The following is a 12,259-nucleotide window of genomic DNA, read 5'->3' as shown; positions in this document are numbered from 1 at the left end:
CTGTGCCGGGGAGGACCTGGGTTATTCCAGCGCCCGCCCCTGGCGCCCGGCTAACTCGACGACGTAATGCCACGCCACGCGCCCCGAGCGCGCGCCGCGCCGGGTGGCGAAGCCGATGGCATCCATCGAATCGAACGGCAGGTCGTACGCCGTCGCATAGCTCGCCACGATCGCGAGATAGCCGCCCTGATCGACGACGTGGAAGCCAAGGCTGAGCCCGAAGCGATCGGCGAGCGCGAGCGCATCGTCGGCCGCGTCGCGCGGATTGACCGCGTTCGGCTGGTCGATCATTTCGCGCGGCACCAGATGACGGCGGTTCGAGGTGACGACGAGCCGGGCATTGACCGGTCGCGCTTCCGCCCCGCCGTCGAGCATCGAGCGTAACGCGCGCCCATCGGCGGCGGCGTCGAAGCCGAGATCGTCGAGGAACAGCAGGAAAGCGCGGGGCAGGTCGGCGATCTGCGCGAACAGCGCCGGCAGCGTATCGAGCTGGGCGGTCACGATCTCGACCAGCGCCAGCGCGGCCCCCTCGGCCTGCACCGCGCCCGTCACCGCCTTGACCAGGGCCGATTTCCCCGTCCCGCGCGCGCCCCACAGCAGCACGTCATGCGCCGCGGCGCTGGCTGCGAGGTGGCGCGCGTTGGTGAGCATCGCGCTGCGCTGCGCGTCGATGCCGTGCAGCCGATCGAGCGGCAACGGCCGGAAATCGCGCACGGGCTCGAGCACCGCACCGCGCCAGACATAGGCGGGGTGCGCGAGTGGATCGGCGCTCGCGGGCCGCGGCGGTGCAAGGCGTTCGAGCGCGGCGGCGATGCGGACAAGGGGATCGGTGCTGGGCTCGGTCATGTCGCGTCTGCTACACGCCGGACGGATGCTTCGCTAGGCGCGTTTGGCCCTGCGCTGCAATGGTCAGCCCAGCGCCTTGAGCGCCGCCTGCGCCGCCGCTCGATCGCCGAAGCGCGGATCGGCAAGCGCCGCACGGATCTGCGTCTTCGCTTCGGCACCGCGGTCGAGATCGGCATAGGCCTGACCCAGATGCCAGCGGAGCGCCGAGCGATCGGGTGCGATCGACGCGGCCTTTTCAAGCAATTGCAGCGCGGGGGCGCTCTTGCCCTGCTGGTAGAGCGCCCAGCCATAGGCGTCGGTGGTTGCCGGGTTCATCGGCGCGAGCGCATAGGCCGCCTTGCCGAAGATGTGGCCGGCATCGGCATCGCCTGCGCCGGTATAGGCATACGACAGTTCGGCGAGCAGCGCCGCATCGCGATTGCCGATCCGCAGCCGCAGGCGTTCGAGCGTCTCGATCGCCGCCTCCCAATCGCCGCCTGCGATCTGCCAATGCGCCGCGAGTCGCTGGCCCGCGATGTTCTGCGGGTTCTGCGAGACGAACAGCGCGAGCACATTCGCCGCCTCGCTGGCGCGCCCGGCGCGATCGAGCGCATCGACCGTGCGCAGCATCGTCGGCTCATCGAAGCGGATGTCGATTGCATGGCGATAGGCCCCAGCGGCGTCGCCGTAGCGGGTCAGCGCCATCAGCGTATCGCCGAGTGCGAGATAGGCGTCGGGGGCGCCGGGGGTCAGCGTTACCAAGCCCTGCGCCTTGCTCAGCGCGGCGGCAGTGTCGCCTGCCTCGAGCAGGCCGCGCACGAGGGCAAGTTGTGCGACGGGTTCGTTCGGTGCCTCACGCGCGGCGAGGCTCAGCCCGGCCAATCCATCATCGGTGCCAAGCGGTGCCGAACCCGCCACCACGGGGATCGCCGAGCGGTCGAGATATTTGGCGGCCCAGTCGCGCTCGCCCGCTTGCTCGAATGCGCGCCCGACGAGCGACAGCGTGTAGCTGTCGGCATCGGCGCGCAGTGCGACCGGCTTCAAGATGTCGAGCGCGCCGCGGGCGTCGCCCGAGCGGAGCAGCGCGGCCCCGAGCAAGCGCCGCGCCTCGATGTTGGTCGGTTGCTGGCCGACGAGCAGCGACCAGGCATCGATCGCCTGCTGATAGACGCCGGCGCGATAGGCGAGCGCGCCGTTGAGCAGCAGCGCACCGGGCAGGGCATCGAGCTTGGTCTTGGTGCGTGCCATCAACTGGCGGGCGAGATCGTCCTTGCCGGCGCGTGCGGCGAGCACTGCCTGCAGATACAGTGCCTGCGCGTTCCCGGGCCGCGCGGCGAGCGCCTTGCGTGTCGCGGCGAGCATGTCCTGATAGCGCCCGACCTCGCCGAGCGTCGCGGAATATTCGATCAGGGCGGGGACGTAATAGGCATCGTGCGCGAGCGCCGCCTCGAACCAGGGAAGGGCTGCGACCAGGCCGTATTGCGTACGGACGAGCTCGCCGCGCAGCGTCAGCGCCTCGACATTGTCCGCATTCGCCGCGGTCGCACGCGTCGCGGCGGTGATCGCGCCGGCGATATTGCCGGTCTGATATTGAATGCGGCCAAGGTCGGACCAGGCAAAACTGTCGGTCGGCGTGGAGGAGAGCAGCGCCGCGAGCACCGCCTGCGCGCGGGCGGGATCGCCCTGTGCCGCCAGCGCGCGCGCGCCGATGCGGATCGCATAGCCCGTGTAACGAGGTGGCGCCTTGGCGGCCTCGGCGAGCGCACGGTCGGCATGCCCCTGCAGCAGCCAGGCCTGCGCGAGCAGATGGTGCGTGCGTGCCGAATCGAACCCGAGCGCGCGGGCGCGGCCGAGTTCGCCTTCGGCGGCGATGCCGTCGCCGACCGACAGATAGCTGCGCGCAAGCAGCGCGTGCGCAAGCCCCGAGCGGGGATCGGCCTTGATCGCGGACTGCGCATGGTTGCGCGCCGCACTGTAATTGCCGATGCCGAGCGCCTTGACGCTGAGCGCGAGCTCGGTCCGCGCGGCCGCGGGATCGACCCGCGCCGGGGCGTGGCAGCCGGCCACGAGCAGACCCGCGGTCCCGATCGCGGCGAGCGATGCCAAGCGGCTGGATATGGTCTTACGCATGGAGGTCATAGCTCTTGAGCAGATCGTACAGCGTCGGGCGGCTGACGCCCAACAATTTGGCGGTGTTCGAGATGTTGCCCTCAGCGCGCGCGAGCGCCTGGGTGATCGTCGCGCGGTCGGCACCCTCGCGCGCCGCGCGCAGGTTGAGCGGTGGTTCCTCGCGTCCCTCGGCGAGATCGAGATCAACCGCGGTAATCAGCTTGCCCTCGGCCATGATCACCGCGCGCTTCATCCGATTCTCGAGCTCGCGGACATTGCCCGGCCACGGCCAGGACGCGATCGCGGCGCGTGCGTCGGGCGCAAGGCCGGTGACGCCCGAGCGTATCGACGCGGCGTAAAGTTTGAGGAAATGCTGTGCGAGCAACGCCGCGTCGCCGCTGCGCTCGGCGAGCGACGGGATCCGCACGACGATCTCGGCGAGGCGGTAATAGAGATCCTCGCGGAACGAGCCCGCCTCGACCATCGCATCGACGTCCTGGTGCGTTGCACAAACGATCCGCGTGTCGACCGATATCGCCTTGCGCCCGCCGATGCGTTCGATCGTGCGCTCCTGGAGGAAGCGCAGCAATTTGACCTGGAGCGGCAGCGGGACGTCGCCGATCTCGTCGAGGAACAAGGTCCCGCCCTGCGCCTGTTCGATCTTGCCCTCGGTGGTCTTCACCGCGCCGGTAAACGCGCCCTTTTCGTGCCCGAACAATTCGCTTTCGAGCAAGGTTTCCGGGATCGCGGCGCAATTGATCGCGACGAATGCGCCCTTCGCGCGCGGGCTGGCATCGTGGAGGCCGCGCGCGAGCAATTCCTTGCCGGTGCCGCTCGCGCCGAGCAGCATCACCGACACGTCGGCGCCCGCGACACGTTCGATCGTACGCGTGACCTTGAGCATTTCGGGGCTCGCGGTGATCAGCCCGCCCAATCCGGTGCCGCTTCCACGCGCCGCAAGCCGCCGGTTCTCGGCCTCGAGCGCATGGACGTGGAAGGCGCGCGCGACGATGAGGCCGAGCGCGTCGATGTCGATCGGCTTGGCGTAGAAATCCCATGCGCCATCGGCGATCGCCTGCCGCGCACTTTCGCGCGCGCCGTGGCCCGAGGCGACGATCACCTTGGTGTCGGGCTTGAGCCGCAGGATCTCGGCGAGCGTGGCAAAACCCTCGCTGGTGCCGTCGGGATCTGGCGGCAGGCCGAGATCGAGGGTGACCACCGCTGGCTCCTCGGCGCGGATCGCGTCGAGCGCGGTGGTGCGATCGACCGCGGTCACCACGGCATAGCCTTCATACGCCCAGCGCAACTGGCGCTGCAGGCCAAGATCGTCCTCGATGATCAGCAATTTGGGCTTGTCGGTCATGCGGCTTCGTCCAGCGAGATCGTCCGCGCCGCGGCAAGCGTGACGTGGAAAGTGGTGCCTGTGCGCTCGCGGCTTTCGACCGCGACGCTGCCGCCCATCGCTTCGGTCAATTGCCGCGCTTCGAACGCGCCGATGCCGAAGCCACCCGATTTGGACGAGGCGAAGGGTTTGAAGAGCTGTTCGCGCAGGAATGCGGGGCTCATCCCGCAACCCTGGTCGATGATGGCGACCGACACACGCTTGCCATCGCCCGAGACAGCGAGCGTGACGGGTTCGCTGGGTGCGCTCGCCTCGATCGCATTCTGCAAGAGGTGTCCGAGCACCTGCTCGAGCCGGAGCGGGTCGGCATGCGCGAACTGCGGTGTGCCGCTGACCACGACCGGATGCTGCGCGCGCCGCCGCGCTGCGACCTGTTCGGCGAGCGCGAGCAGATCGACCGGGCGCAGTTCCTCGGCGCGGGTGTTGTGATGCTGCGACAGCCGCGCGAGCAGATCGTTCATCCGCCCGGCCGAATCCTGCAGCGTCGCGATCATGTCGGCGCGGAAGGCAGGGTTGTCGGCATGGCGCTCGGCATTGCGCGCGACGAGGCTCAACTGGCTGACGAGATTCTTGATGTCGTGCAGGATGAAGGCGAAGCGGCGGTTGAACTCGTCGAAGCGCTTGGCCTCGGCAAGCGCCGATTGCGCGCGCTCTTCCGCCAGATAGCTTGCGACCTGGCGCCCGGCGATGCGCAAAAGGTCGAAATCCTCCCAGTCGAGCGCGCGGTCGATCGGCGGGCGCGCGAGCAGGATCGCGCCTTGCAGCCGGTCAAGATGGACCAGCGGCAGCAACACCCAGCCATCGGCATCGAGCATCCAGACGGGTACGCTCGCGCTTTCCGCAGCGTCGGTCGCATCGGTCCGCACTGCGTCGAGTTCGACGATCCGGCCCGTGGTGGCGAGGTGGGTTACCAGAGAGGCCTCGGCCCCTGCGCTTGGCGCTTCCCAGTTCCATCCGGCGCCGACGCCAAGTCCCGCGCCATCGGGCACCAGCAACAGGCCGGCGGGTGAATCGGTGAGATCGGCGACCGCCTTGACGATCCGCGCGTCGAGCGGTGCGGCGTCGTCGGGCTTGCCGAGCGTATCGGTGAAGCGGATCCACTCGGCGCGATAGTCATAGCGGTGGCGGAAGAAGTGCTTCGACACCTTGACCTTGGCCCAGGCGCGCACCCAGGGCGAGGACAGGATCGTCACGCCGGCAGCAGTCGAGCCGAACACGAACGCGGTCTGCCACAACCGCGCGTCGGCGCCCGCAATCGATGCGATCGCGCTGGTCGCAACGAGCATCACCGCGGCGTAGAGCAGGGTGACGGCGAACGAGACCGTCTGCCACGCAACGGTGCGCGAGACTTGCAGCGTCCACTCGCCATTGCGTTGTACCGCGACCGCCAGCACCGGCGCGACCAGCGCCATCACGAAGCCGCGCCCGATCGTCAGCGTAACCGGCCAGCTGCCGCTGACATAGGCCGAGAGATAGAGCAGCAAATCGATGCCCCACATCGCACCGAGCGCGAATACGACGAGCCGCAAGCCGGCGCGCGCGCGGGGCGTCGCGGCGGCATAGAGGTGATGAAGCAGCAGCAGCGCGCCGATCGCGACCATGCTGCGCAGCAGGAGGCGAACGGCGGTCAGTTGTGGGATCAGCGCGGTGCCGATCGCCTGTTCTAGGATCGCAAGTCCGATCCCGGCGATCAGGACGAGGGCGACGACGCCATAGATCACACTGACCGCGCGATGCTCGTGCGCCGCACGGTCGCGCGCCACCAGCGCGTACATGAAGCCGAGCCAGGCCAGATTGCGCAGCGCCTCGACGACGCGCGTCACGACATCGACGCCCTCGATTCCTGCGACTGCGAGCGCCCACAAAGCCGTCAGGCCAAGCGCGCTGACCAACGGCAGGCGCGGCAGCCCTTTTCCCTTTTCGCGCAGTCGCGACACGGCAACCCCCGCGAACAGGAAGGCGGCAAGCGCGTGGCTCCACAGGATCAGCGTGGCGGCGCCGGTCATCGCGCGCCCTCAGGCCACAAGACGACGCGGACCGTCTGGAGCAGGATCAGCAGGTCGAGAAAGGGCGAATAGTTCTTTGCGTAATAAAGATCATATTCCAGCTTTTGCCGGCTGTCCTCGATCGACGCGCCATAGGGATAGTTGATCTGCGCCCAGCCGGTGATCCCCGGCTTCACCATGTGGCGTTCGGCGTAATACGGTAGCTGCTGCTCGAGATCCTCGACGAATTGCGGTCGCTCGGGGCGCGGGCCGACAAAGCTCATTTCGCCCTTGAGGACCGACCAGGTCTGCGGCAATTCGTCGATCCGGAGCTTGCGGATGATGCGGCCGACGCGGGTGATGCGCGGATCGTTCTTCTCGGCCCACACCGCTTGGCCAGCGACCTCGGCATCGATTCGCATCGAGCGCAGCTTCACGCAATCGAACCCGACATTGTAGAGGCCGACGCGGCGCTGGCGATAGAAAGCCGGCCCCCGGCTTTCGAGCTTGATCGCGATGGCGGTGAGCAGGATCAGCGGCAGCGTCAAACCGAGGAGGAGGAGACTGGCGGTCACGTCGAACAGCCGTTTGAACAGGCTCGAGAACATCCGCCCCGAGGAAAAGCCATCGGAAAAGATCAGCCAGCTCGGGTTGACGCTCTGCAGATCGATCCGGCCGGTCTCGCGTTCGAGGAAGGTCGATATTTCGTTGACGTGGACGCCGGTGGTCTTGATCCGCAGCAGGTCCTTGAGCGGCAGCGCGTTGCGGCGTTCCTCGAGCGCGAGCACGACTTCGCTCGCGTTGAGCAGGACGACGTGATCGGCAAGATTGTAGATCGCATCGCGCGCGATCGCCTCGGGGATGACGCGTGCGGCTTCGCTCATCGCGATGTAGCCGACGACGACGAACCCGGCGCCCGGCGTCTGCGCGAGCGCCTTCAACCGCGCGGCGCGCGCGCCGGCACCGAGGACGACGACGCGCCGTTTGAACGCCTGCCCGCCGATCAGCTTGCCGACCAGCACGCGCAGCGCGATCAGGAGCACCGCGGCCACGCCCATCGCGTAGAGCAGGTTCGAGCGCCAGAAGCTTGCCGATGGGAGGATGAAGAAGACGACGCTCAGGAAGATCACGCCGAGCGAGATCGCCACCAGCAGCCGCGCGGTGGCGTAGCGCAGCGATTGCAATGCGCCAGCCCCGTATACGCCGACCGCCAGCATCGCCGTTTCGAGCGAGGCGGCAAAGGTCAGCAACTGCGGGATCCGCGCCTGCATCGGCGTCATCGGCATGAGCAATTGGCCCATCCGCAGCGTGTAGCCGACCTCTCCCGCGGCGATGAGCAGGACGAAGTCGATCAGCCCGAGCAGCAGCACGGCATTGGGGATGTAGTGCTTGAACAGCCTGATCATCAGCGGTGAACCTCGTCCGCGCCCGCGCGGGGTGTAAACAAATCCGACACGGACACGACCCTGTCCCATAAATTGACAAAGAAAACCTGAACGATCTGGATCGCGGACGGTTAGGGGGAGTTACGCTCGAAGCCCAGAGCCGCTACGGAGGGGTTAGAGGAGGAATTTCATGCCACAGACCAAGCCGATCGTGCCGGTCATTCTGTCGGGCGGGTCGGGAACGCGTTTATGGCCGATGTCGACGCCCGAACTGCCAAAACAGATGCTCGCGCTAACTGCTGACGAGACCATGCTTCAGCTGACGGCCAGACGGGCACACGGCGCAGGCTTCACCGCGCCGATCGTCGTGGCCAATGCGCAACATGCGGCGATGGTAGAAGCGCAGCTCGAAGCCATATCGGCCCAAGCGCAAGCGCTGATCCTCGAACCGATCGGCCGCAACACCGCACCAGCGATTGCACTGGCAGCGATCGCGGCTGGCTCGGGCGACGCAGCGCTGTTGGTCATGCCGTCGGACCACGTGATCCTTGACGTCCCGGCCTTTCATGCGGCGATCGGTCAGGCCATCCCGTTGGTCGAACAGGGCTGGCTCGTGACGTTCGGAATCGACCCGCATGCGCCCGAAACGGGCTATGGCTATATCCATATGGGCGATGAGATTTCGAACGGCGTCCACCGTGTCGCCAAGTTCGTCGAGAAGCCGCCGCGCGATGCGGCGGAAGCGATGCTCGCGGCGGGCGATCATGCCTGGAACGGCGGGATCTTCCTGTTTCGCGCCGACGCCTATCTTGCCGCGCTCGCGCTGCATGATCCCGAAACACTGTCGGCCTGTCAGAAGGCGATGGACGCAGCGCGCCGCGACGGCACGCGGATTTATCCAGACGCGACCGAATTCGCGGCGTCGCCATCCGAATCGATCGACTATGCGGTGATGGAAAAGGCCGATCGCGTCGCCGTCATCCCCGTCCGGATGGGCTGGAGCGACCTGGGCAGCTGGGACGCGCTGCACGAGATCAGCGAGCTCGACGCGAGCGGGAATTCGCATCAGGGCGAAGTGATCGCGATCGACACTGCCGATTGTCTGGTGCGCAGCGACGGCGCGCGAATTGCGATGGTCGGCGTTCAGGACCTGATCGTTGTAGCAAGCGGCACCGACATCCTGATCCTCCCGCGTGGCCGGAGCCAGGAGGTGAAGGCGCTGATCGAGGCGATGAAGAAGCGCGGATGACGGGTCTGACGATCCACGCGTATCGCGACGACCTGGCGCAGGCGTTCCACGATATCAACGCGCAGTGGATCGGCGCCATGTATCGGATCGAGCCGACCGATCGCGACGTGCTTGAGCATCCCTACGAACGGATCATCGCGCCCGGCGGCGATGTCCTGTTCGTCGAGGCTGAGGGGCTCGGGATCGTTGGGGCATGCGCGTTGCAGCGGACCGGCCCGGATCAATATGAGCTGACCAAGATGGGCGTGCTCGACACCGCACGTGGGCGCGGCGCGGGCGCGTTCCTGCTCGATGCGATGATCGCGCGCGCCGAGGCGATGGGCGCGCGCCGGCTGTATCTGCTCAGCAATGCCAAGAGCGCGACGGCGATCCGCCTCTATGAAAAAGCCGGCTTCCGCCATGATCCGGGGATCATGGCGGAGTTCGGTGCACGCTACGAACGGTGCAATGTGGCGATGCTCTACCCGCTCGAGACCATTTAATAAGCGAGTTGGACGCCAATCCGGAAGGTCTGGCGATAGCGCTCATTCTCGATCAGCTGTGTCTTGATCGCTTGATAGCGCCGCCACGGTGAATCGAGCAGATTGCTCGCCTCGACGAAAATGGTGAATTGCTTGACCGGCGAATAGCCGATGCGCGCATCGAGCGAATTGTTCTCGTCGGTATATTGATCGGTCGCCGCCGTTGTGCCGAGCGTGTCGAGATAGGCCGAGCGATAGGTGTAGGCGAGCCGCCCGGTCACGCCGTATTTCTCGTACGAGAGCTGCGCCGTGCCGATGTATTTCGACTGGAGCAGGTTGGGGACCGAGCCTGCCCGACCGATCACGCCGCGCGACGAACCGTCGGTATAGGTGAAGTTGCCCGATACACCGAAGCCCGACAGCGCGCCCGGCAGGAACGTCAGCTGCGCCTGGAGGTTGGCCTCGACACCGTAGATCCTGGCACTGTCGCCATTGACCGGCTGCGTCACCTGCGCGCGGGTGAAGGTTGTGCCGCCGAAGGTGCCGCCCTGCGTCGTGCCGACGGTGAAGATCGGATCGTCGAGATGCTTGTAGAAGCCGGCGATCGACAGAATGCCCTGGCCCGCGAGATAATATTCGGCCGAGAGATCGCCCGACACCGCCTTGTACGGCTTGAGGTTGGGATTGCCGAGCGCAACGACGCCGGCGTTGGGCGTGGTGTCGCTGACGTTCACATAGGGTGCCAGCAGATTGTAGTCGGGGCGGCCGATCGCGGTGGTCGCGGCGGCGCGCAGGACGAGCCGATCGTTGACGTCGAAGCGCACATTGAGATCGGGGAAGGCGTCGGTATAGGCGCGCGAATTCGAGACGTTGTAGCCCTGGCTCACCAACGAGGTCGCGGTGAAGGCCTTGCCCTTATAGGTGCCGTCGGTGTGTTCGACGCGGACGCCGGGGACGATCGTCAGCTTGGCGACCTTGAAGGTCCCCATGACGTAGCCGGCGAACACCTTCTCGCTCAAATCGTAATCGTTGACCAACGAGTTGGCGACCGACGTTGCGGAGTCCGACGCGCTCTGCGTTCGCGCGGATGGATTGGTTACGGTGTAATAGGTCTGTGCCTGATCGTAATTGATCCGCGGACCGACCAGATAGCGGCCGTTATAGATCGTGCTGCCATCGTCGCCCGCGGCACCCGTCGCGGCAAGCGTGCTACCGAGCGAATATTGCTGGAAATCGCGATTGTTGGTCTTGTCTGTCTGCTGGAACTTGCCGCCGAGCTTGATCGTGCTGTCGCTGCCGAAGCCGATCGGGATCGTCAGGTCGGCGCGCGCCTGGTAGAGATTCTCCTCGGCGCGGCGGCGGTCGTAGGTCACGCGGTAGCCGCTGTAGAGCGCGCTATTGTACGGCGTGCCGTTGGCAGTGTTGACCTTGAACAGCGTGTCGGCGAGGTCGAGCGATAGGCCGGTCAGCGCGGTGCTGCCGGTGCGGAACGAGAATTCCGAGCGCAGCGGGTCCTTCTTGAGCGCCTTGCTATAGGTGCCCTCGACCTGCAGCTCCGAGCCGCCGAAGCGGAACTTGCCGCCGAGCTCGCCCGAGAAGGTCGAATCATCCTCGTTACGCAGCCGCAGGAAGCGCGTGCCACGGCCGCTGAAGGTGCCGCCGTTCGAGATCGCGGCATTCACCGCCTGCTGCTCCGCGGTCGGCTGCGTGGTGACGCCAGCGGCATTGGTCGTCGCATAGGTGACCGGGATCTCGATCCGCGACTGGTCGCGCGTCTCGTGATCCTTGAAGGTGGAATAGAGCGTGCGGAGGTAGATGTTGACGTCCGAGCTCGGCCGCCAGTCGAAATTGCCGACGACGCCGTAGCGCGTGCGGTTGAGATTGTAGTCACGCAGGCGGTAATCATCGGGCAGCGCGCGGCTCGCGCCGGTCGGCGTGCCCCAGTTCGACGAACCCTGCAGGTTCTCGGACTCGATCGGGCGGCTCGAATAGTTGCCCGACAGCACCACGCCGAAGGTCTTGTCCGGCCCGAAGCGCGTCCCCGCGGTGATGTCGCCCTCATACGGGCTGCGGCTGTTGAGCGTGTTGTAGCCGCTGACGATCCGCGCGTTGGCGAACGCCTTGGTGCGGTCGAACGCGGTCAGAGTGTTGATGTCGACCTGACCGGCGATCGCATTGGCATCGCGGTCTGCGGTGAGCGATTTGACGACGGTGACCGAGCCGATCAGCGAGGAGGGAATGTCGTCGAGCTTGACCTGGCGGCTCTCGGGTTCGGGCGCGGGCGCGGTCTGGCCGTTGACGGTGACGTTGGCGAGGTTGGGATTGACGCCGCGGATGATGACGTAGCGGCCCTCGCCCTGGTCATTGGCGACCGAGATGCCCGGCAGGCGGCGGACCGCCTCGGCGACGTTCTGGTCGGGCAGCTTGCCGACGTCATTGGCGTTGAGCGTGTCCTGGATGAAATTCGAAGATCGCTTGGCTTGCAGTGCGCGGCGCTCGGCGGCCCGTTGGCCGGTGACGACGATCTCGCCGCCGCCGACTTCGCCCGATGGTGGATCGAGCCGGAAATCGACAATCGCAGCGCTGTCGCTCGACGTCGCGCTGCGCGTCACGCTCGGATAGCCGACATAGGTGAAGGTCAGCTCGACCGGTCCCGCCGGAAGATCGCGAATCACGAACACGCCGTCGCGGTCGGCGATCGCGGTGCGTCCGGCGGCGGCGATCGTCGCGCCGGGCAGGGCGGCGCCGGTTGTCGGATCGAGCACGCGGCCCGACACGTCGGCGGCAAAAGCCGGCATTGCCGTTGATCCCAACAACGCCGCGCATAGGCCTGCCGTAGGCGC

Annotated in this window: 8 protein-coding genes; 2 read left to right on the top strand and 6 right to left on the bottom strand. The window is 66.7% G+C overall.

Features of this window, described 5'->3' with window-relative positions; translation table 11 throughout:
- Nucleotides 1-21 precede the first annotated feature (21 nt).
- The 5 genes from ACVWYO_RS03425 to ACVWYO_RS03405 all read right to left on the bottom strand — a co-directional run bounded on the left by ACVWYO_RS03425 (nucleotide 22) and on the right by ACVWYO_RS03405 (nucleotide 7,727).
- Nucleotides 22-846 carry a DUF815 domain-containing protein gene (locus ACVWYO_RS03425; RefSeq protein WP_457348788.1) on the bottom strand — a complete coding sequence of 275 codons (825 nt, stop codon included), beginning with the start codon at nucleotides 844-846 and terminating at the stop codon, nucleotides 22-24.
- A 63-nt stretch (nucleotides 847-909) separates the two neighbouring features.
- Nucleotides 910-2,955 (bottom strand): tetratricopeptide repeat protein, encoded by a 2,046-nt coding sequence (locus ACVWYO_RS03420; RefSeq protein WP_457348787.1) that lies wholly within the window; start codon nucleotides 2,953-2,955, stop codon nucleotides 910-912.
- Nucleotides 2,948-4,297: a PEP-CTERM-box response regulator transcription factor gene (gene prsR, locus ACVWYO_RS03415; protein ID WP_457348786.1), complete on the bottom strand. Its 1,350-nt coding sequence runs from the start codon at nucleotides 4,295-4,297 to the stop codon at nucleotides 2,948-2,950. Before prsR ends, ACVWYO_RS03420 begins: the two co-directional genes overlap by 8 nt.
- Nucleotides 4,294-6,342 carry an XrtA/PEP-CTERM system histidine kinase PrsK gene (gene prsK / locus ACVWYO_RS03410; protein WP_457348785.1) on the bottom strand — a complete coding sequence of 683 codons (2,049 nt, stop codon included), beginning with the start codon at nucleotides 6,340-6,342 and terminating at the stop codon, nucleotides 4,294-4,296. The genes prsR and prsK overlap by 4 nt, the downstream gene beginning before the upstream one ends.
- On the bottom strand, nucleotides 6,339-7,727 hold the full coding sequence (locus tag ACVWYO_RS03405; protein WP_457348784.1) for a TIGR03013 family XrtA/PEP-CTERM system glycosyltransferase: 1,389 nt from the start codon (nucleotides 7,725-7,727) through the stop codon (nucleotides 6,339-6,341). Before ACVWYO_RS03405 ends, prsK begins: the two co-directional genes overlap by 4 nt.
- A gap of 169 nt (nucleotides 7,728-7,896) precedes the next feature.
- On the opposite strand from ACVWYO_RS03405, the gene ACVWYO_RS03400 reads away from it, so the two are divergent.
- On the top strand, nucleotides 7,897-8,955 hold the full coding sequence (locus tag ACVWYO_RS03400; RefSeq protein ID WP_457348783.1) for a mannose-1-phosphate guanylyltransferase/mannose-6-phosphate isomerase: 1,059 nt from the start codon (nucleotides 7,897-7,899) through the stop codon (nucleotides 8,953-8,955).
- On the top strand, nucleotides 8,952-9,437 hold the full coding sequence (locus ACVWYO_RS03395) for a GNAT family N-acetyltransferase (RefSeq protein ID WP_457348782.1): 486 nt from the start codon (nucleotides 8,952-8,954) through the stop codon (nucleotides 9,435-9,437). Before ACVWYO_RS03400 ends, ACVWYO_RS03395 begins: the two co-directional genes overlap by 4 nt.
- Here the strand turns inward: ACVWYO_RS03395 and ACVWYO_RS03390 are convergent.
- A complete protein-coding gene (locus ACVWYO_RS03390; protein ID WP_457348781.1) occupies nucleotides 9,434-12,214 on the bottom strand; it encodes a TonB-dependent receptor in 2,781 nt (926 codons plus the stop codon). The genes ACVWYO_RS03395 and ACVWYO_RS03390 overlap by 4 nt on opposite strands.
- Nucleotides 12,215-12,259: the final 45 nt, after the last annotated feature.

The sequence above is a fragment of the Sphingomonas sp. UYP23 genome (assembly GCF_054059235.1).
The sequence above is the reverse complement of the archived record's forward strand: the minus strand, read 5'-3'. Positions and strand labels throughout refer to the sequence as shown.